At 46.9% G+C, this 21,831-nt stretch carries 12 protein-coding genes; 10 read left to right on the plus strand and 2 right to left on the minus strand.

Annotated features, from left to right (window positions below; genetic code table 11):
- Nucleotides 1–4 precede the first annotated feature (4 nt).
- The 9 genes from QTO06_RS12205 (at nt 5) to tldD (ending at nt 15,342) form a co-directional block, all read left to right on the plus strand.
- Nucleotides 5–4,360 carry a DUF6701 domain-containing protein gene (locus QTO06_RS12205; protein WP_331408270.1) on the plus strand — a complete coding sequence of 1,452 codons (4,356 nt, stop codon included), beginning with the start codon at nt 5–7 and terminating at the stop codon, nt 4,358–4,360.
- Between the two features lie 152 nt (nt 4,361–4,512).
- Complete coding sequence (locus QTO06_RS12210) at nt 4,513–5,556, plus strand: rod shape-determining protein (RefSeq protein ID WP_005381144.1); 1,044 nt, start codon at nt 4,513–4,515, stop codon at nt 5,554–5,556.
- A gap of 147 nt (nt 5,557–5,703) precedes the next feature.
- Entirely contained in the window at nt 5,704–6,594 is an 891-nt protein-coding gene (gene mreC / locus QTO06_RS12215) for a rod shape-determining protein MreC (protein ID WP_009707647.1), read from the plus strand.
- The gene (mreD, locus tag QTO06_RS12220) at nt 6,584–7,072 is read left to right on the plus strand and encodes a rod shape-determining protein MreD (protein ID WP_020195896.1); all 489 of its coding nucleotides are present in this window, start codon (nt 6,584–6,586) and stop codon (nt 7,070–7,072) included. Before mreC ends, mreD begins: the two co-directional genes overlap by 11 nt.
- A 4-nt stretch (nt 7,073–7,076) precedes the next feature.
- Entirely contained in the window at nt 7,077–7,646 is a 570-nt protein-coding gene (locus tag QTO06_RS12225) for a Maf family protein (protein ID WP_009707646.1), read from the plus strand.
- An 18-nt stretch (nt 7,647–7,664) separates the two neighbouring features.
- Entirely contained in the window at nt 7,665–9,134 is a 1,470-nt protein-coding gene (rng, locus tag QTO06_RS12230) for a ribonuclease G (RefSeq protein ID WP_005438152.1), read from the plus strand.
- 11 nt (nt 9,135–9,145) lie between these two features.
- Nucleotides 9,146–13,024 carry a YhdP family protein gene (locus QTO06_RS12235; protein WP_331408271.1) on the plus strand — a complete coding sequence of 1,293 codons (3,879 nt, stop codon included), beginning with the start codon at nt 9,146–9,148 and terminating at the stop codon, nt 13,022–13,024.
- 39 nt (nt 13,025–13,063) lie between these two features.
- Nucleotides 13,064–13,885: a carbon-nitrogen hydrolase family protein gene (locus QTO06_RS12240; protein WP_050924999.1), complete on the plus strand. Its 822-nt coding sequence runs from the start codon at nt 13,064–13,066 to the stop codon at nt 13,883–13,885.
- An 11-nt stretch (nt 13,886–13,896) separates the two neighbouring features.
- Complete coding sequence (gene tldD / locus QTO06_RS12245; RefSeq protein WP_005444369.1) at nt 13,897–15,342, plus strand: metalloprotease TldD; 1,446 nt, start codon at nt 13,897–13,899, stop codon at nt 15,340–15,342.
- Between the two features lie 167 nt (nt 15,343–15,509).
- Here tldD and QTO06_RS12250 read toward each other — a convergent pair whose 3' ends face one another.
- Nucleotides 15,510–16,886 carry a PhoH family protein gene (locus QTO06_RS12250; protein WP_331408274.1) on the minus strand — a complete coding sequence of 459 codons (1,377 nt, stop codon included), beginning with the start codon at nt 16,884–16,886 and terminating at the stop codon, nt 15,510–15,512.
- Nucleotides 16,887–17,422: 536 nt separating this feature from the next.
- On the opposite strand from QTO06_RS12250, the gene rapA reads away from it, so the two are divergent.
- Nucleotides 17,423–20,332: an RNA polymerase-associated protein RapA gene (gene rapA / locus QTO06_RS12255; protein WP_331408276.1), complete on the plus strand. Its 2,910-nt coding sequence runs from the start codon at nt 17,423–17,425 to the stop codon at nt 20,330–20,332.
- Between the two features lie 99 nt (nt 20,333–20,431).
- Here the strand turns inward: rapA and QTO06_RS12260 are convergent, their stop codons facing one another.
- Nucleotides 20,432–21,697 (minus strand): NRAMP family divalent metal transporter, encoded by a 1,266-nt coding sequence (locus tag QTO06_RS12260; RefSeq protein WP_050910361.1) that lies wholly within the window; start codon nt 21,695–21,697, stop codon nt 20,432–20,434.
- Nucleotides 21,698–21,831: the final 134 nt, after the last annotated feature.

The raw sequence follows: 21,831 nt of genomic DNA on the forward strand, positions 1-21,831 counted from the left end.
AATAATGAAAACGCTAAATGCTTTATTAGCACTCATGCTCATGCTGCCGAGTTTTGTGCATGCTTCACAGTGCTCAGTTAAAGGTCAAAATAGCTTTACAGTTAGCTTTGATGTCGAGGGAGATGATGAATACCAAGCTGTAAAGTTAGAGCAAGGAAGTCATGGGTATGTGCTCTGGTACACGGGTCATAAGAGAAGTAATACCAATAACTATGACTACTTGTTCAATGAGCAGCGGCTGATTGATGATGTTGATTACAACATAAAGATTACTCATGAGGCTGGCTCAAATACGTTGAAGTATTACCGCAAATTTGAAGGCGCGGCTAATTATAAGCTAATAGAAACCCAAACCGTGAATTTGGATAATGGTCAGCATTGGGTTGTTGATGTTGGAGATGATGTCGACAATATTCAGTGCTCTAACACTGTGGATCCTGGTAATCCTGGAGGGCCAATTAACCGTTCACCTGATTTTGAGTTTGGTACGGTTGACAATAGCACCTGTAGCATGACCGGCGGTAAGTACACTTGTACTATCCACTTTGAAAATACGTATGACGCAAGCCATCCTAAACCGCTTGTTTTTGTCATGCCTACCATCGATAAAACATTATCGAGCAAGAATCCTCGTAAAACAGAGTATCCATCGAGTATCTCTGTCGTTCACACGACACACAACTCTGCAACTATCGTGCAAGAGTTCCCTCCACATCAAAAAGCAGATAGACATGTCACCTTTTTAGATAAGAATAGTTCTCAGGTTCAAAAGGAACTGGCGAAGGTTGATTTCTTTGTTATCGAACCCGGAGTTTTAGAGCTCAATAATGGTGCAAAAATTGTCGCGGGTACTATCAAGACCAACGTTGCTGCATCTCAATATAAAAATAATAACAAAGGTATCAATGAGCAGAATAATGGCATCACCATTGATTTTGACGACTATGGTTTGACGGGGTTTGATGGGAAACCAGGTGTGTTAGTTCAGCCGCAAACCAAAAACAATGACGGTACTAACAACTGGTTTACTGGGATGGCTAGGGATGCGAATACAGCCTCCTTTAAACTCGCTTTAGAAAAATCAGAAGTTTATAAGAAGAATAACCAAGGTCACGAAACCTTCAATGTTCTTAACGACAATGAGACCGTGGCGTTTGTTGCTGGTGAAGGCTTTGGTTACATCAATGGGCAACGTTTTTGGTTGGGGCAAGGTAAAACTGAATACACGTTGGATCAACAAGATCCGGTCATCGATCCAATTTATGAGGGATGTAAGGTTTACACGCCTTTCCCTGATACTGCAGGGTTTGTTAGCCCACCAGTTTTAGTGGCTAATAAAAACTCCCGACGTGGTAATAACGGTGGTTGGTTACGCCGTTGTGACATTAAGAGGGACTCTGTTGCATTTATCGTTGAAGAAGACATGCAGAAGGATAAAGAGCGCGGTCACTTGGATGAGGATGTGGGCTGGTTTATGTTTGAGAAAGCCAACCCTAACCCTATCTGTGATGCCTTTAATGCACCCGTTCAGACATGGCGCAGAGAGTTGGTGAATGATGGCGCTGATGGCACTCTAGTTCTATCCAACACATCAAAAATCTTGGGCGCTCCAGTTTTAACAGTCGGTGGTGACCGGAAGCGAGTGGTTGGTTTCATGCCCGGTACTGTTTCTGGGCAAAACAAGTCGGACGCCTGTGATGGGTATGAATGTCATGGTGATGAGGGCTTGTTGATAGGTAAAGAGGGACTAGAAAATTTCCCGATAACCACCAGTTGGAGTAACCGAATTATAGGTGAAAATGACAGAGTTACCTTTTCTGAAGGTACCAATGTTAAGCACTTGAATGTGGACGGTGTGCTAACGCTTGAACCAGGTAAATACTGGTTTGACTCAGTCAAAATCAACACCGGCGGTAAGATCCTCGTAAGAGAGGGTACCGAAGTTATCATAAATACTAAGGCGCTTGCATTGGCGAACAAGTCCTATATGGGGATGGATGTCAACGCTGAGAATAACCCTGTATTTACCGGCAACATGCGCGTGAATGTTTATGGCTTAGCTCCTGCGGCAGGCAGTACGCTTCAAGATTGGGTTGATATCGCCAACCACTCTGAAGTTGTCGGCTTGATTTACAGTGAAGACAAAGTTTATCTGAGTAACCATAGCGTCATATACGGTGCGGTCACGGCGAAAGACATCGACATGAACAACAATGCCGAAGTGCATGCTGCGACATCATGTTTACCACCGTTAGATGATTATGAACTGACCGTATCACCAAAAGCACAATATGCGCTGATGTGTGGCGTTGAAAAGCCAGCCTTTACTATCGAAACAAAAAACCAAGGTGAACTTGAAAGTGCCTGGGTTAACGTCGAGGTACTGCCTGCGAGCAGTGCAAGTGACTTTACAGTGTCTGTGGCTAATCATATCGGTTCAGGCAGTTATCCTCGCTTCCGTACCAGTATGAATGATGGAACTAAAGGCGAGCTCGAGTTATCGGTATCAGTGAACGACACTGCCAACATCGACCTCGATCAAACTTACTCATTAAAGGTCACGTTAGAAGAGGATGGCAATCAAACTCAGACAGCGACGTTTAAGTACGTTCCGTTTAAGTTCCATGTTGATGATCAGAGTGTGATTGCTGGAAAATCTAAGTCGGTTACTGCACAAGTATTGGCATGCAGTGGCGGAGAGCAAACCGTTGTTAAGAGCTATGAAGGTACGCCGAACATTGCACTTAAACTTGAAACGCCAAAAATGGGGCGTGATGATGACAGCCTCTTGAGTTACACGCCTGAGTTTGTGAAGAGTGAAAACGGTAGTTCTATAGAAGATTTCAAGTTAATGGAATCGGGCGAATATACAATAACCCTGACGGACCCTAACTTTGTGTGTGATCCACAGTATGCTGACGATTGTCCTATTGCTCCAGAAGAAGGTGATGACTCGCAGCAAGAAACCGTCATGCTAAATGGTTCGTTTAATGTTAAGTCTCGCCCTTGGAAAATTGCTATTTGTGATGTTAAGTCGAAAGAAGGCGATGTGAGCAACCCGGGCACGCAAGCTACAGGGAATGGCTTTATTCCTTCCGCTACAAGTTTTAATGTGACATACAAGCCTGTTGTTCATAGCGAATCACGTGGTAGCGCAACGGATATCTGTGATTACCCGCTGACTCAGAACTACTTCTCGAGTGACAATACCAATGCTCCGTTAGACATTAAGTTTGATGTTGCTTATCCAGTTGACGGCGAGCTTGCCAACTTGTCTGAAGATAATGGTTTTGTTGGTTCATTAACGTTTAGTAAGGCTGAAGCAGCATCGGGTAAGGAAGGGGAATATGTTTGGAATGAAGCGGGCTCGTTGAATTTGACGACCAACGCTTCTTATTTGGGGATGTCGCTTGATGAGGATAGTCAGGTTATCGGTCGATTTTACCCTAAATTCTTCCAAGTCATCTCCAGTGATTGGGATTACCCTGAATCACAAAGCTTTGCTTATATGAACCAGCCCTTCGATGCCGTCGAGTTCAGCGTGGAGGCTTTGAATGCTAACAAAGCTGCGATTAAGAACTATGCCGACTTTTCTACAAAAGCGGAATTCAACCTAGATGATATTGAGCATTACTCAGGTCGATTCGATGCGCCAGATTTTGGCGCCGGCAGTTGGAGTAATGAATCGGATAAAAGTATCGGAGACTTCTCAATCAGTAATAGTGGTCAGTGCATTGGCAGTGCTTGTTGGAATAAAGACTTGGGTGGCAACTACCCTGATGGACCATTTAACTCAGTGAACGGTACTGACAAATCACAAATTGGTTTGATATACACCAACAATGCAGATCCTGTTGAGTTTATTGCTGACGAAGACTCTAACTCACGTTTAGTAAAACAACCTGACATTCGCTTTGGTCGTATCGACCTAGATGATGTTGGTGGTAACCAAGGTTCGACATTACATGTGCCACTCCGAGTTGAATACTGGAATGGTAGCCGCTTTGTCGCTAACCCTCATGACAGCCAAACCGATGTGAAAGGTGTCACTGCTGCTGAAGCGCATATTTGGCCAAAAGGTACTGATGCGGCCCCTAAAGCGGTCACATTAGGAGGTGGTGGTAAAGTTTCTGAAGGTTACTCTCGAACGGTAACGGCTAAAGAAGCGGAGTCATATCGTCAGCAGACGCGCGTTTGGTTAGATCTTGATGCCTCTGCAAATGGTTTACCATGGCTTAAATACAACTGGAATAAAGATAACGCTGGTGAAGAAAACCCATCATCGGTTGTCACGTTTGGTATTCATCGTGGTAATGACCGAGTGATTTATCGTGGTGAACCGGGGTTAACCGGACAGTAACAAACTTCGGTTTTTTGCGTTAAGTAAGGAAACTGCAAGAAATTGAGGCTTTCTGCTCATGTTTGTGTACCAATGCCTTGCTGTGACAGCGAGGCATTGGTACATTTAGGACAATTTTTGTCTTCTAAATTTTTGCAGGATGAGCGAAGAATATGTTTAAAAAACTTCGTGGCATGTTTTCTAACGACCTATCTATCGATTTAGGTACTGCCAACACTCTAATTTACGTAAAAGGACAGGGCATCGTCCTTGATGAACCTTCTGTAGTTGCTATTCGTCAAGATCGTGTAGGTTCTGCAAAAAGCGTTGCTGCTGTAGGCCATGCGGCAAAACAGATGCTTGGTCGTACGCCGGGCAACATCTCAGCAATCCGCCCAATGAAAGACGGCGTTATTGCTGACTTCTACGTAACAGAAAAAATGCTTCAGCACTTCATCAAGCAAGTGCACGACAATAGCATCCTTAAACCAAGCCCTCGCGTACTAGTTTGTGTTCCTTGTGGTTCGACTCAAGTTGAGCGTCGTGCGATTCGCGAATCTGCACTAGGCGCTGGCGCTCGTGAAGTTTACCTAATTGACGAGCCAATGGCGGCGGCAATCGGTGCTGGCCTTCGCGTATCTGAGCCAACAGGTTCAATGGTGGTCGATATCGGTGGTGGTACAACGGAAGTTGCGGTTATCTCACTAAACGGTGTGGTTTACTCTTCTTCTGTACGTATCGGTGGTGACCGCTTTGATGAAGCCGTTATCAACTACGTGCGTCGTAACTACGGCAGCTTGATCGGTGAAGCAACAGCTGAAAAGATCAAACACGAAATCGGTTCTGCATACCCTGGTGATGAAGTTCAAGAGATCGAAGTTCGCGGTCGCAACCTTGCAGAAGGTGTGCCACGTAGCTTTAGCCTGAACTCAAACGAGATCCTAGAAGCACTGCAAGAGCCGCTATCTGGCATCGTATCTGCAGTGATGGTTGCACTAGAACAATGTCCACCAGAGCTAGCGTCTGATATCTCTGAAAACGGTATGGTACTAACGGGTGGTGGTGCACTGCTTAAAGACCTAGACCGTCTACTAATGGAAGAAACTGGCATTCCAGTGGTTATCGCTGAAGACCCACTAACATGTGTGGCTCGTGGCGGCGGTAAAGCTCTAGAAATGATCGACATGCACGGTGGCGATCTATTCTCTGAAGAATAAAATGCAGGGTGGAGTCCATATGGGCTTCACCTTCATTTCCGCTCTCTGTAATTTCAATCTGCTCCATACCTAGAATCCACTTACATTAGATTCTCTGGTTGCCAAGTAAGGCTCAATAATCATGGTAGCAATCAGGTTAAAAACAAGATGAAACCGATTTTTGGCAGAGGCCCATCTCTGCAATTACGTCTGTTTTTTGCTGTCATCGTGTCGGCGAGCTTGATGCTGGCTGATAACCGTCTAGATACGTTTTCCAACGTCCGATACCTATTGAACAGTATGGTTGCGCCAATTCAATACGCAGCTAATTTGCCTCGTAGCATGTTCGATGGAATGTTCGAGAGTTTAAACACTCGTCAGGCACTGATTGAAGGCAATCGCAGTTTGAAGCGAGAAGTGCTTCGCCTGAAGAGCGAGCTGATCTTGCTCGACCAATATAAAGAAGAAAACCAACGCCTGCGTAAACTGCTCGGCTCTTCATTCGTTCGTGACGAAAAGAAAGTCGTCACAGAAGTGATGGCTGTCGATACCTCGCCATATCGCCACCAAGTGGTGATTGATAAAGGTCGTATTGATGGTGTTTACGTTGGTCAGCCTGTTATTAACGAGAAAGGTATCGTTGGTCAGGTAACGTTTGTTGCAGCGCACAACGCACGCGTATTGTTGCTAACAGACGCGAAAAACGCGATTCCTGTTCAAGTGATTCGTAACGATATTCGTGTGATCGCTTCCGGTAATGGTGAAGTGGATGAAATCCAACTGGAACACATCCCAACCAGTACTGACATCCAAGTGGGCGACTTGCTAGTGACGTCGGGTCTCGGTGGTATTTACCCTGAAGGCTACCCAGTCGCAACCGTCACGAATGTCGATCATGACACTCGCCAAGAGTTTGCATCGATCAAAGCTGAACCTGTGGTTGAGTTTGATCGTCTGCGCTACTTGTTGTTGATTTGGCCGAATGAAGACCGTCAACACAAAGTACTGCAATCCAATGTCGAAGAAGGTTCAGAGCAAGAGGTAACCGATGGCCAATAGTGTATTTAGAAGCCGAATGGTCATCGGCGTCAGCTTCTTTGTCGCGCTAGTCTTACAAACTATTCCATGGCCGGGCGTGCTCGATTTGCTGCGTCCGTCGTGGCTGTTCTTAGTGGCCTGTTACTGGGTGTTGGCATTGCCTCACCGTGTTAACGTCGGTACCGCTTTGATCTTAGGTTTGTTGTGGGACATATTGATTGGCTCTACGCTCGGTATCCGAGGGATGATGATGTCGATCATTATCTACTTGGTGGCCTTGAATTTCTTGGTGATCCGTAACATGGCGCTTTGGCAACAATCTATCTTGATTGCCTTTTTTACCGTGCTACTGGAACTTCTCATATTCTGTGGGGAATATTTGAACCAAGACGTAGTATTTAATCCATTATCTCTGTGGACTGCGGCAATAAACTGTATACTTTGGCCATGGATGTTTTTACTTATGCGACGCGTCCGTCGCGCATGGCACGTAAGGTAGCGTTGTGAAAAAGGGCTTATCCCTCGTTCTCGCATCGGGTTCTCCGAGAAGAAAAGAGTTGCTTGCTCAATTAGGTTATGACTTTGATATTGTGCTTCCTGATATAGAGGAAGCCAAACAAGATCATGAGCAAGCAAAAGACTATGTTTTGCGTCTCTCTCTGGAAAAAGCTCAAGCAGGCTTAGCGATGGCTAAGCCTGATTCCGTTGTATTGGGCTCAGATACCGTGGTGGTATGCGATAACCACGTGTTAGAGAAACCTAAAAATTTCGAAGATTCAAAACGCATGCTCAGCAATCTGTCCGGTCGTCAGCATCAGGTGATGACTGCGGTGAGCGTCGTATCAAAAGAACAACAACATTCAGTGGTCGTTATCACTGACGTGTGGTTCAAAACACTGACTGAAGAAGAAATAGAACGATACTGGCAGTCAGGCGAACCATGCGATAAAGCTGGAAGTTATGGTATTCAAGGACTCGGTGGGCGTTTCGTCACCCGAATCGAAGGCAGTTATCACGCCGTAGTAGGCTTACCTTTGTTCGAAACCGATCAGCTAATTCAAGAATTTTTATAATTGTTTTGAGGTGTGCACATGAGTGCAGAATTGCTGCTAAACGTGACCCCGAGTGAAACTCGTGTGGCCATGATTGAAGGTGGAGTACTACAAGAAGTTCATATAGAACGTGAATCGCGTCGTGGCATTGTTGGCAATATCTACAAAGGCAAAGTGAGCCGAGTATTGCCAGGCATGCAAGCGGCGTTTGTTGATATTGGTCTTGATAAAGCGGCGTTCTTACACGCATCAGATATCGTTCCACACACCGAATGTGTGGCAGAAAACGAAAAGCAACAATTCCAAGTACGTGATATTTCTGAATTGGTTCGCCAAGGTCAGGACATCGTTGTGCAAGTGGTGAAAGATCCTCTGGGCACTAAAGGCGCACGTCTGACAACCGATATCACCTTGCCATCGCGTTACCTTGTCTTTATGCCGGGTGCTAGCCACGTCGGTGTCTCTCAGCGTATTGAAAGTGAAACAGAACGCGAGCGTTTAAAGAAAGTTGTCAATCACTACTGTGATGAGCATGGTGGCTTCATCATTCGTACTGCCGCAGAAGGTGCAGACGAAAAAGAACTTTCTCAAGATGCGGCATTTTTGAAGCGTTTATGGCTGAAAGTCATGGAGCGTCGCTCGAAATACAAAACCCGCTCTACCTTGTACGGTGAGCTAGGTTTAGCGCAGCGCATTCTGCGTGATTTTGTAGGTACTGAGCTTGACAAAATCATGGTCGATTCTCGCCTAGAGTATGAGAACTTAAAAGAGTTTACCTCTGAATATGTGCCAGAGTTGACTGAGAAGCTTGAACTCTACGAAGGCGATAAGCCTATCTTCGATATGTATGACACAGAGAACGAAATCCAACGCTCTCTTGAACGCAAAGTCGAGCTTAAGTCCGGCGGCTACCTGATCATCGATCAAACGGAAGCCATGACTACGGTCGACATCAATACCGGCGCGTTTGTTGGCCGTCGCAACCTAGAAGAAACCATCTTCAATACCAACGTTGAAGCGACGCAAGCAATCGCACGTCAACTTCGTCTGCGTAACCTTGGTGGCATCATCATTATCGACTTTATCGATATGGCATCGGATGAACACCGTAAGCGCGTTCTAAGCTCTCTTGAAGCGGCATTATCAAAAGACCGAGTGAAAACCAACATTAATGGCTTTACTCAACTAGGCTTAGTTGAGATGACTCGTAAGCGTACGCGCGAAAGTATTGAACATATCTTATGTTCTAGCTGTCCTACTTGTGAAGGTCGCGGCAGCGTGAAGACTGTTGAGACCGTGTGTTACGAGATCCTACGTGAAATCACTCGAGTGAATCGTGCGTATGATGCAGACAACTTCGTTGTGTACGCATCGCCATACGTAGCTGAAACACTATTGGGTGATGAATCCCATGCACTAGCTGAACTCGAAGTATTTATTGGTAAGCAAGTTCGTATTCAAGCTGAACCCCTGTACATTCAGGAGCAGTTTGACGTCGTCATGATGTAATTGGAAAATTTGTGAATTCTGGCTTTAACCGTTTCGGGCGTTTCTGCGCGTGGACGTTGGTCACTCTGTTGGTGCTTCTGGCCATTTTAGTGACCACACTGCGCGTAGCATTGCCACAACTTAACCACTTCCAAGATGAGATCAAAACCTGGGTCAAGCAAGGCACAGGTTTTGACTTTTCTATCACCAGCGTTGCTGGCTCTTGGCGTAACAGCCATCCCTCTATCGCACTGCAAGGTTTAGAAGCGAATCTGCCGAACAACCAAGATGCTCGTTTTGCAGTGGATGAAATCCATATTGAATTCGATCTCATTCAATCTCTTTTGCAGTTTAAGCCCGTGGTTGCGGACTTAACGATCGATGATTTAGCGTTAGATATTCGCACTGTCGACCTGTTGTCGAAATCAGAAGGCAAAGAACCACCTGCGAATGTCAGCAAAAATGAAACCAAGCTGATTGATCAACTCGACTCTCTATTGCTGCGCCAGTTTGAAGACTTCACCATCACTGATTCTCGTATTTGGTATAAATCGATTTCAGGTGAAACACGCCGCTTGGATATCGAACAGTTACGCTGGAGTAACCAAGGTAAACACCACCTAGCAGAGGGTACGGTAAGTATTGCCGATGCAAGTCTTAACTCGTTATTAGTGCGTGCCAACTTTAAAGATTACGGCTCGTTGCGTGATGTGTCGGGCGAGTTTTACGTAAGTGTAAAAGACGTGTCTGTGACGCCTTGGCTAACCACTTACATGCAAGAACAATCGGGTGTTGAGTCAGGTAAAGTGAGCCTCAATACTTGGCTGACATTGAGACATAGCCAACCGAGCTATGCTTACGTCGACTTACAACCTTCTGAACTGGTTTGGAATGAGAATGGCCATCATGATCTTCTGATCGAATCTGGTATTTTCAAGCTACTACCCGATAAAGAGGGGTGGAAAGTAAATGGTCACTCACTTCAAATCCGCACGGATGACAGACCATGGCCAGAGCTAGATGTTGCTTTTGATTGGCAACCAGAAGGCTGGTTACTCAACCTTTCTCAATTGGATATTGAAGCGCTAACCCCGTTAATTAAATTAGCACCGAAGTCAGAATCCACCACGGATTTACTCGACAAGCTTGCGCCAAAAGGGCGTGTAGAAGACATCCGTCTGTCGATGAATGGCAGCTTAGATACGTTGCGTTATTCTGCCGAACTGGAAGAGCTAGGCTTAACGCAATGGGAACTGCTTCCTGGCTTTAGTCATGTGCAAGGCAAGGTGTCGGGTAACTTAGAGCAAGCAAAAGCGAAAGTGACCGTTATTGATGATGTGTTTCCGTATGGAGATGTATTTCAAGCGCCTTTGAACATTAAGCAAGGTGAGGTCGACATCATCTGGCAGCAGGACGAAGCAGGCTGGCGTTTATGGTCCGATAAAGTGACGGCGGCTACACCGGATCTGCAAGTGCTGGGTGCGTTCCGTCTCGACTTCCCGAAAGAACAAAGCCCATTCCTGTCGTTTTATGCCGAAGCCGACCTCTACAACGCGGGTGAAACTTGGCGTTATCTGCCGACGTTAGCGCTTGGGCAAGATCTGACAGACTATCTCTCTACTGCGATTCAAGGTGGTAAGGTTAATACAGCTAAGCTGCTTTGGTATGGCGAGTTAGGTGACTTCCCGTATAAAGCGCATAACGGTATGTTCCAAGCATGGGTTGGTTTGAAGAACGCGAAGTTCAGCTTTGATACTGCTTGGCCGACCATCACAGATTTACAGCTCGACTTGTTGTTTGAAAATGACGCCATGTATTTGGATTCGAAGTCTGCCACGTTAAATGGCGTGAAAGCGAAGCGAATTACAGGTCGTATTCCTGAGCTTGCAGAAGGTGGCCACATTGAGATTGAAGCCAAAGCAAGCGCTCCGGGTAATGAAGTTCGTGACTACATGATGGCGACGCCACTGGTTGACTCCGTGGGAGCTGCATTGACCGCGCTGCAAGTCAGTGGACCGGTCTATTCTGAGTTCCAACTTAATATCCCATTTGATACCGAGAAAGACGCTCGCGCTTGGGGCTATGCGGATCTTAAGAATAACCGCGTAGACATAGATGCGCCGCCGATGACGTTAGAAAACGCAACCGGCCGTATCAAGTTCGATAATGACGTTGTGACCACTTCGGGTCTCTCTGCTGAACTATTGAAGCAGCCAATCTCACTGGACTTCCGCGGTGAGAATGCGGAACAAGGCTATAACGTAACCATTAATACCCTTGGTGATTGGGAGGTAAACCCGCTTAAACCTTACCTTGGTGAGCGTTGGTTGAGTCTGGTGTCTGGTCATGCACCTTGGCAAATGGATATCGACCTACAACTGAATGATGTTGGCTTTACCTACCAAGTGGATGTGCTTGCTCAGCTAAGTCAGTTAGCAAGTGAATATCCGTACCCGCTTGGGAAAAAACGGGGCGAAAAAGGGCAAGCGGAGCTCCAAGCTTCTGGAAACCAAGAAAGTGTTTCGGCTCGTTTGCAGATCCCAAATGCGAAGTACCAAACGGAAATCGACATTTCAGGCGATGTCCCAGTATTGACCGCAACAAATCTCGTTGTGGGGAACGGCGGTTTCAAAATCAGCCCTGTGGTAGGACACGACGCCTCAATTCGTTTGGATGATTTGAGCCTCGATAAGTGGGCGGATTTAATGCACGTTCCACAAAGTACCACACAGTCTGTTTTGTCGAGCATGAAAACGCCGACGATTCCTGTACCTACGCGCGTGAGTATGGACGTACAAAACTTAGAACTTGGTGGGATTGAGTTCCATGACGTGAACTTAAATGCGCGTAAGAAGAACTTAAGCTGGCAGCTTGATGTAGATAGTCAGGAAGTAAAAGGTAAAGCGAACTACCTCAAGCCGTCTGAGCTGTCTGTTTCACTTGATCATCTGCATTTGTACATTCCGGGCTTCGATGAGATGACCAAAGAGCGAGGTTCCTTGTTTGCCAGCGAAGATCAAGCGGCACCGCTTATCTCAAACTTTGACCGCAAGTTCCATGCAGAGATGCCAAACTTAACCTTGAGCATCGATGACTTTTGGTTGCAGGGCTATAAAGTCGGCAAAGTGAATGTGGATGTGGCACGCGCTAACAACCGCCTTGAATGGAAGAATGTAAACTTTAGCAGTGGTCAAAACCGTGTGGATATGAGCGGATGGTGGGAACTGACGAAAGAACGTAGTCATTCAAACCTGACCATGAAGGTGAAAGGTGAGAACAACAGTGATTTGATGGAGCGCTTTGGGATAACCTCTGGCATCCAACAAGCGCCGTTTGAAATCAATGCCAACCTAGACTGGGATGGCGCGCCGTGGTCGATGAAGACTCAAAGTTTACAAGGTGACGTGTCTACCGAGTTCGGAAAAGGCGTGATCACTGAAGTCAGCGGCGCCGCTCGATTGCTTGGTCTATTCAGCCTCGACTCTATCATTCGTAAGATGCAGCTCGACTTTACTGACGTGTTCGACAAAGGGATGGCATTCAACTCAATTACGGGTACAGGCCAAATCCAAGATGGTGTATTTATCACCAACGATATTGTGATGGATGCACTGGCCGGTGAAATGAAGATTCGTGGCATCGCCGATATGAACACCCGCTTGGTGGATGCGGAAGTGAACTTTACTCCGGACATTACTTCAGGTTTGCCTATGCTGACTGCCTTTGCTGTAGCGCCTCAAACGGCGTTGTACGTACTGGCGATTTCGACGGTTATTTCTCCAGTAGTGGAAGTCTTCACGCAAGTAAACTACGAAGTGAAAGGTCCTCTGGATTCACCTACTGTAAAAGAGATTTCACGAAGCAAAGGTGAATACAAGTTGCCAGAAAAACTGCGTGAGCAAGCGAAGTAATTGCGCGGTTAGTCTTCCGACGAACAAGGAATTGAATACATGGAACGTGTTGGCATCATCCAAATGACATCAGGTCCAGATATCGAGGAGAATCTGGACCTCATTGCCAAGCAATGCGCATTGGCTGCTGAGCAAGGTGTGAAGCTGGTTGTGACACCAGAAAACGCTACGCAGTTTGCCAATCGAGAGGCGTATCACCAGAACGCAGAAACTTTGGGTGACGGTCCTATTCAGCAGTGTTTATCTGAGATCGCACAACGCAATCAATTAACGCTAATAGTCGGAAGCATGCCGATTCGCACTGAACAAGGCGTGACTACCACGACATTTGTTTTCTCACCGCAAGGCGAGCGTATTGCTCATTACGATAAGCTGCATATGTTTGACGTGGATGTCGCCGATGGGTATGGCAGCTATCGTGAGTCGGATACCTTTAGTGCAGGTAATCGCATCGTGACGGCAGAGACCAATATTGGTACGGTAGGCTTAAGTATTTGCTACGACGTACGCTTTCCTGAACTGTTTAAAGCACTACGCTTAGCAGGAGCACAAGTTATCGTTGTGCCCGCTGCGTTTACCGCCGTCACGGGAGAGGCGCATTGGGAAGTACTGCTAAGAGCGCGTGCGATTGAAACCCAGTGCTGGATTCTTGCCTGCGGGCAAACGGGGACGCATCCTTGTGGTCGTCAAACCTGGGGGCACTCCATGGTGATTGACCCTTGGGGGCGCGTTCACCAACAATTGAATGACCAAGTAGGACTGCTGGTGGCAGAGATAGATTTGTCACACAACCAGCAAGTAAGGCAGAATATGCCGCTGACTCAACACAGTCGCTTTCAAAATGAATTGAAACGGAAATAAAAGAGCTAACTATGAGCATAAACCAAATAGAACAGGCACTCCTTGCCCCAAACGGTCTGACAGAGCAAGACATCGCTGACACACTAGCGAGCATTGCGACGCGCCAGATCGATTATGCGGACATTTACTTTCAGTCCAGCTGGCATGAGTCTCTGGTTCTAGAAGACAGTATCATTAAAGATGGCTCTTTCAATATTGACTGTGGTGTCGGTGTACGTGCAGTCACAGGCGAGAAAACCGGTTTCGCCTACTCAGACCAAATTCAACTAGAAGGTTTGAAGCAAAGTGCGATTGCAGCGCGTGGTATTGCGCAGCAAGGTCAAAACGGCAAAGTGCACGCATTCAAGCGTTCTGATAACCAAGCTTACTACGATGCGGTAAACCCACTAGCAAGCTGGGAAAAGCAACAAAAAACTGAACTGTTATTGTCTCTGGATGCGTACATTCGTACCAAAGAGCCACTCATCAAAGAAGTGTCGATAAGCATCAGCGGTGTGCACGAGCAAATGCTAGTTGCAGCAACCGACGGTACTTACGCTGGCGATATTCGCCCGCTTGTTCGTCTATCAATCAGTGTTCTTGCTGAAAAAGGCGATCGCCGTGAACGCGGTAGCGCTGGTGGTGGTGGTCGTTTCGGTTACGACTTCTTCCTATCTGAAACGAACGGCGTGAAACAAGCCTTCCAATTCGCAGATGAAGCGATTCGTATGGCGCTAGTGAACTTAGAAGCAGAAGCAGCACCTGCAGGCATGATGCCTGTGGTACTTGGTTCTGGCTGGCCGGGCGTATTGCTGCACGAAGCGGTAGGTCACGGTTTAGAAGGTGATTTCAACCGCAAAGAGTCGTCAGTGTTCTCGGGCAAGATGGGTGAGCAAGTGACATCTCCGCTTTGTACGATCGTGGATGATGGCACGCTAAAAGATCTGCGCGGTTCATTGAACGTGGATGATGAAGGTGTGAACGGTCAATACAACACGCTTATCGAAAATGGTGTGCTGAAAGGCTACATGCAAGACAAGCTAAACGCACGCCTAATGGGTGTGAACCCTACAGGTAACGGCCGTCGTGAGTCTTACGCACATCTACCAATGCCACGTATGACTAATACTTACATGCTACCGGGCGAACACACACCAGAAGAGATCATCTCTACGGTGAAGAAAGGTCTGTACGCACCAAACTTCGGGGGCGGTCAGGTGGACATCACTTCTGGTAAGTTCGTGTTCTCTGCATCGGAAGCGTACTTGATTGAAGATGGCAAAATCACTCGCCCAGTGAAAGGCGCAACGTTGATTGGCTCAGGTATCGAAGCAATGCAGCAAGTTTCTATGGTGGGTAACGACCTAAGCATCGACAGAGGCGTTGGCGTGTGTGGTAAGGCTGGTCAAAGCGTACCGGTTGGCGTTGGTCAACCAACATTGAAGCTCGATTCAATCACCGTGGGTGGTACTGAGTAAGCATTAACTACCAATTAGCTATGACGTTAAAGATCGTCATTCCCTACCGTGACGAAGGAGCGATGATAGGGAATCTCGACTTTTAGCCTAGAGCATCAAACGTTAAACTATTAAAGAATAAAAGAGCGCCCATTGAGCGCTCTTTTGTTTTAGGGGGAGATGATTCGCTATAGATTCTCTTCCGCAAACTCTGCCAAGCGACTGCGCACCACACCATTGAGGTGAATATTGGCGCTGCCTTCAAAGTTCTTGAAGCGTTCAACCATATACGTCAAACCAGACGTCACTGGGGTTAGGTAGTGGGAGTCAATCTGTGCCAAGTTACCCGAGCACACAATCTTAGTGCCTTCACCACAACGGGTGATGATGGTTTTGATTTGTGAAGCGGTTAAGTTCTGACACTCATCGAGCAAGACAAACGCATTCTGGATAGAGCGACCACGCATAAAGTTAATCGATTTAAACTGAATATTGGCTTTATCGCAGATGTACTTCATCGAACCTTCGGTGCAATGGTCGTTCTTGTGCAGCGCTTCCAAGGTATCGGTCACTGCGGCTAACCACGGCATCATTTTCTCTTCTTCCGAGCCCGGTAAGAAACCAATCGACTCCCCAATATCTGGCGTGTTCCGCGTTACGATAATCTTATCGAACATGCCTTTTTCAATGGTTTGCTCTAGTGCCGCTGCCATTGCAAGGAGCGTTTTACCACTACCGGCAGCGCCGGTCAGAATCACCAAGTCAATATCAGGATCAAGCAAGGCATCCATCGCCATGCCTTGATAGATATTTTTCGGTGTAATGTCCCAAGCGCGACGATGCATCATGCGCTCACGACTCAGGTCGAGCAGCGTAACCTTATCCCCATTAATGGTTTCTACTCGACCTACAAAATCACTCTCTTCATCAATCACGTATTGGTTGATAAAGGTCGGCTCGAACGGTTCGCGGTTGAGTTTATGGAACGTTTTTCCACCCAGCGCGTAACTCTCAACTTCATCCACATCACTCCAAAAATCACCTTCACGTTGTTGGAAGCCTTTGGTGAGATATTGGATATCATCAATCAGTTGATCAGTACGATAGTCTTCGACGAAACGTACGCCAGCGCCTTTGGCTCGCAAACGCATGTTGATGTCTTTGGTTACGAGCACGACTTCACGTGGTGCGCGTTTGTTTTGCAGATAAAGCACCGCATTGAGTATGCGGTTGTCACCGGCTTTGTCGGCGAAGGCTTTGACGGTTTCCTGCAATTCGAAGTCCGCCAAAATAGAGATGGTGCCTTGGTTTGGGTTGTCTTTAGAAACTGGAATACCTTCTGAGATTTCATCGGGTGTTGCGTCTTTAAACAGATCTTCCAAAGCGCGAATCGCAACGCGTGCATCCCTTGCTACATCACGTTTACTGTCTTTGATTCGGTCGAGTTCTTCCAACACGGTCATTGGGATGACGACATCGTGTTCTTGGAAAGAGAAGATGGCGAAGGGTTCATGAAGAAGAATGTTGGTATCGAGTACAAACAGTTTCCGATCGGTATCGCCCATAGCGTCTCCTTGCCGCAGCGCGGCTTTGCTGGCTAGTAGCTAAGAAGGAACAGTCTTCCTAACTCTGATTGCTTGCAATAGAGGTTGTCGGGCAATGTCGGTTAGTGCGCAACCGAGTAGCAAGACAACTTACTGCAAACCCGTGTTGATCCTAATCGTGTACTTAATGCGCTCAAATCATGCTTGATGACTCTAAGCGCCCCTCATTAGAAGTATACGTAAAATTTACTTCTTACAACTTAATAATTGTCATGAGTTTTTTACAATTTGATTGCATTCCTAATTCAGGAAAAAAAGTTGCCCCTCTGGGCGGTTTCGGCGTGACCTAAATCACAGCTTCAAGTAAGATTAGCGACCTTTTTCTGCGTATAGGCTACGCCCGATTTATCATGTTCAGCTGGCTTAAAAATGCACAGCACAAAGTGGCATGACAAGCACGATTGGTATAGCAGAAGCCAGAATCAGATCTAAACTATTATCCATGCCCATCGGGATGGGTAGAGACCAACAAGAAACAACAACGAGGTAGTCAATTCATGACATTTGCTTTGGGGCAGCGCTGGATTAGCGATACGGAAAGCGATTTAGGTTTAGGTACCGTAGTAGCAATGGATGCTCGTACTGTGACATTGATGTTTGCAGCATCAGAGGAAAACCGAGTTTACGCACGTAACGATGCACCAGTTACCCGAGTAACGTTCAACGTCGGTGATGTCATCGATTGCCAAGAAGGTTGGTCATTAAAAGTTGAAGAAGTACTGGAAGATGAAGGTCTATACACCTATTTCGGTACTCGTGAAGACACGCAAGAAACGGCGATCGTGTTGCGTGAAATCTTCCTAAGCAACCACATTCGTTTTAACAAGCCGCAAGACAAGTTGTACGCAGGTCAAATCGATCGCATGGACAACTTTGTACTTCGCTACCGTGCGCTACAAAACCAATTTGAGCAACACAAGAGCCCAATGCGTGGTCTGTGTGGCATGCGTGCAGGCTTGATCCCTCACCAGCTTTACATCGCGCACGAAGTCGGTCGTCGTCACGCGCCTCGCGTATTGCTAGCGGATGAAGTTGGTCTGGGTAAAACCATCGAAGCGGGCATGATCATCCACCAGCAAGTGCTGTCCGGTCGTGCTGAACGTATCCTTATCGTGGTGCCAGAGACACTGCAACACCAGTGGCTCGTTGAGATGATGCGTCGTTTCAACCTGCACTTCTCTATCTTTGATGAAGAGCGTTGTATTGAAGCGTTCGCAGAAGCGGAAAACCCATTTGATACGCAGCAATACGTGCTGTGTTCACTGGATTTCCTACGTAAGAGCCGCAAGCGTTTCGAGCAAGCGCTAGAAGGCGAGTGGGATCTATTGGTTGTCGATGAAGCGCACCACTTAGAATGGAGCCAAGACAAACCAAGCCGCGAATACCAAGTGGTAGAAGGCTTGGCAGAACGCACTGCGGGTGTGCTACTGCTAACGGCAACACCAGAGCAGCTAGGTCGTGAGAGTCACTTCGCTCGTTTACGTCTGCTAGACCCAGATCGCTTCTACGATTACGACGCATTCGTTGAAGAAGAAGAGCAATACGCACCTGTTGCGGATGCTATTACTTCGCTGTTCTCTGGTGAGAAACTGCCTGACGAAGCGAAAAACCAAATTACAGAACTGCTTTCTGAACAAGACGTTGAGCCGCTATTCCGCATTATCGAAAGCGACAGTGATGAAGAAGCGAAAGCGTCAGCGCGCCAAGAGCTGATCGACAACCTGATGGACCGTCACGGTACAGGTCGCGTTCTGTTCCGTAACACGCGTGCAGCGATCAAAGGCTTCCCGAAGCGTAACGTGCATCTAATGCCAATGGACATTCCGCAGCAGTACACCACGTCAATGCGTGTATCAGGCATGATCGGCGGCAAGATGACACCAGAAGCGCGCGCGGTGAAGAACCTTTATCCAGAAGAAATCTTCCAAGAATTTGAAGGTGAAGATTCAAGCTGGTGGCAGTTCGACTCACGTGTTAACTGGCTACTTGAGAAAGTAAAAGAGAAACGCAGCGACAAAGTACTGGTTATTGCCTCTCGTGCAAGTACTGCGCTGCAACTTGAGCAGGCACTGCGTGAGCGTGAAGGTATTCGTGCAACTGTATTCCACGAAGGCATGTCGATTCTTGAGCGTGACAAAGCGGCTGCTTACTTTGCGCAAGAAGAGGGCGGCGCGCAGGTTCTTATCTGTAGTGAAATCGGCTCAGAAGGTCGTAACTTCCAGTTTGCTAACCAGCTTGTGATGTTCGATTTACCGTTCAACCCAGACTTGCTAGAGCAGCGTATTGGTCGTCTGGACCGTATCGGTCAGAAGCGTGATATCGATATCCACGTGCCTTACCTAAAAGACACGTCACAAGCGATTCTTGCTCGTTGGTTCGATGAAGGTCTGAACGCGTTTGCTGAAACCTGTCCAACAGGTCGCGCGGTTTACGATAAGTACTCTGATGCGCTGATTGAAATGCTGGCATCTGGTGATGTTTCAAACCTTGATGAAGTGATTGAAGAATCAGCGAAGATGAACAAAGAGCTGAAATCACAACTTGAGCAAGGTCGTGACCGTCTGCTAGAGATGCATTCAAACGGCGGCGAGAAAGCGCAGCAGATCGTTGAGAAAATCTCATCGACAGATGGTGACACAAACCTAGTGACGTTCGCACTGTCTCTGTTTGACACCATTGGCTTGAACCAAGACGACAAAGGCGAAAATGCACTTGTGGTAACGCCATCTGAGCACATGATGGTGCCAAGCTACCCAGGTTTGCCATACGAAGGTGCGACTATCACATTTGATCGTGATACAGCGCTATCTCGCGAAGACATGCACTTTATCAGTTGGGAACACCCAATGATTCAAGGTGGTATTGATCTGCTGATGAGCGAAGGTGTGGGTACCTCTGCGGTTTCTCTGCTGAAGAACAAAGCGCTACCAGTGGGCACTATCCTACTTGAATTGGTATACGCGGTGGATGCACAAGCACCAAAACGCAGCGGTATTACTCGTTTCTTACCGAAGACGCCAATTCGCATGATGATGGATGCTCGTGGTAACGATCTGTCTTCTCAGGTTGAGTTTGAAGGTTTCAACCGTCAGCTAAGCCCGGTAAACCGTCACTTAGGTAGCAAGCTAGTGACATCAGTACAGAAAGATATTCACAGCCTAATCGAAGCGGGTGACGTATTGGTTGAGCAGAAAGTGGAAGAAGTTCGTAAGCAAGCGCATCAAGACATGCAGCAAAGCTTGAATGCTGAGCTTGAGCGTCTACAAGCGCTGAAAGCGGTAAACCCGAACATCCGTGATGAAGAAATTGAAGCGATTGAAGAGCAAATCAAAGAGCTAACAGGTTACATCAACCAAGCTCAGGTCCAGCTAGATTCGCTACGTTTGATTGTGGTCAGCCATAACTAATCAGCGTTCAAACACACGAAAAAAGGTCTTCAATTGAAGACCTTTTTCTTTATCTGAGCTTGGTTTATCTCAGCGGTTCGGTTAATCGTTTGTAGCTAATTACATTAGCCACTTCCACCAAATAAACAGCGCTAAGAAGCCGAATAAGTAAATCAAGCCAGCAATCGACAACCACTTCAATTTACGACCCAATGCCAATGGCTTAGGTAAGTCCGTTTTACTCACTAAAATGTAGTTCAGTAGCGCAAAGAACGGTGTCGTCATAAACGCCAGTACCATGGCAAAGTTCAGCATTGGTAGCAGTGCTGAAGCCCAGAACACCACAATACCTAATGCCAAGACCGATACCGTTAGCATGATCGCTGACGTTGCTTTTGGGTTAGTCTCTGGTTGTGAGCGCAGTAGACGTTGAGAGTCTGAAATTACACGAGAGTAGCCATCAATCACCGTAATTGTACTGCCGAAGATGCAGAAGAACGCAATCACCGCAATTAGGTAGCGTGACCACTCACCAATAGTCGCAGCGTACAAGCCGACTAGCTGGTGGGAGAAACCCACGCCAGAGCTTTTAAGCTCGATGCCTGAGCCGTGTAGCATCAACGCACCTAGCGATACAAACACCAACGCCAATACTGCCGTACCAATGTAGCCGACGTTAAAATCAAACAACGCAGATTTTGCGGTGACTTCTTGTTGGCTGGTTTGGCGTTTTAGCCACGCAGACGTCAAACAAGAGATCTCGATTGGTGCTGGCATCCAGCCCATGGTCACGACGATAAAGCCGATTGCTGCAATTGACCACGGAGAAGGAGATTCAAAGTTCGCAACGGGTTCTACCGGATTACCAAACGCAATCGCCACTGCCAGCAAAGTCGCAATGCTCAGTACGGTCATGATGACTTTCGAGAGCGTATCCAGCGCTTTGTAATGACCAGCAAATAGGATCACCAAGCACGTGACCAATACAATGATGCTGAGTGACGCCATCGACAATGAAAATGGAATGAAGTAACCCAACAAGCTCGCACTGAACATCAGAAGGGCTGCTGTATTGATCACCGCAGATACGGAGCTGAGAAACAAGAACAACCACAAGTATGGACGACCAAGCTTAGCGTAGCCTTCAACCAAGGTTTTGCCTGTGCCCATGGTGTACTGCACGCCGGCTCGGAAAAATGGGTATTTAAAAAGGTTTACCAGCAGGATAAGCACGGCGAGTTGCCAACCATAAATGGCTCCAGCTTTCGTTGAAGCAACGAGGTGAGATCCACCTACTGCGGCAGAAGCCATGAGAATGCCGGGACCCAACGAGCGTACAAATTGGGAGATTTTGGATTGGGGTTGATCTGGTACTGCAGATTCCATTTGTTATTGTCCTTGTTCATCAACGATAAACTATAAGTAACATGCCCAGTATGGTTGTCAATTTAATTTTACAACTTGTTTTGTTTTTATTTTTGTTGGTAATTTGACTTGTTAACTTTCGTTATTTCAAAAAG

The sequence above is a fragment of the Vibrio sp. M260121 genome, assembly GCF_036533715.1.
In the GTDB taxonomy this organism is placed as follows: Bacteria; Pseudomonadota; Gammaproteobacteria; order Enterobacterales; family Vibrionaceae; genus Vibrio.

Bases quoted from the DNA above. Each gene is read 5' to 3' on its own strand.
- QTO06_RS12250 (WP_331408274.1), bottom strand. From the start codon at position 16,886: ATGGGCGATACCGATCGGAAACTGTTTGTACTCGATACCAACATTCTT.
- QTO06_RS12210 (WP_005381144.1), top strand. From the start codon at position 4,513: ATGTTTAAAAAACTTCGTGGCATGTTTTCTAACGACCTATCTATCGAT.
- mreC (WP_009707647.1), top strand. From the start codon at position 5,704: ATGAAACCGATTTTTGGCAGAGGCCCATCTCTGCAATTACGTCTGTTT.
- rng (WP_005438152.1), top strand. From the start codon at position 7,665: ATGAGTGCAGAATTGCTGCTAAACGTGACCCCGAGTGAAACTCGTGTG.
- mreD (WP_020195896.1), top strand. From the start codon at position 6,584: ATGGCCAATAGTGTATTTAGAAGCCGAATGGTCATCGGCGTCAGCTTC.
- QTO06_RS12205 (WP_331408270.1), top strand. From the start codon at position 5: ATGAAAACGCTAAATGCTTTATTAGCACTCATGCTCATGCTGCCGAGT.
- tldD (WP_005444369.1), top strand. From the start codon at position 13,897: ATGAGCATAAACCAAATAGAACAGGCACTCCTTGCCCCAAACGGTCTG.
- rapA (WP_331408276.1), top strand. From the start codon at position 17,423: ATGACATTTGCTTTGGGGCAGCGCTGGATTAGCGATACGGAAAGCGAT.
- QTO06_RS12240 (WP_050924999.1), top strand. From the start codon at position 13,064: ATGGAACGTGTTGGCATCATCCAAATGACATCAGGTCCAGATATCGAG.
- QTO06_RS12260 (WP_050910361.1), bottom strand. From the start codon at position 21,697: ATGGAATCTGCAGTACCAGATCAACCCCAATCCAAAATCTCCCAATTT.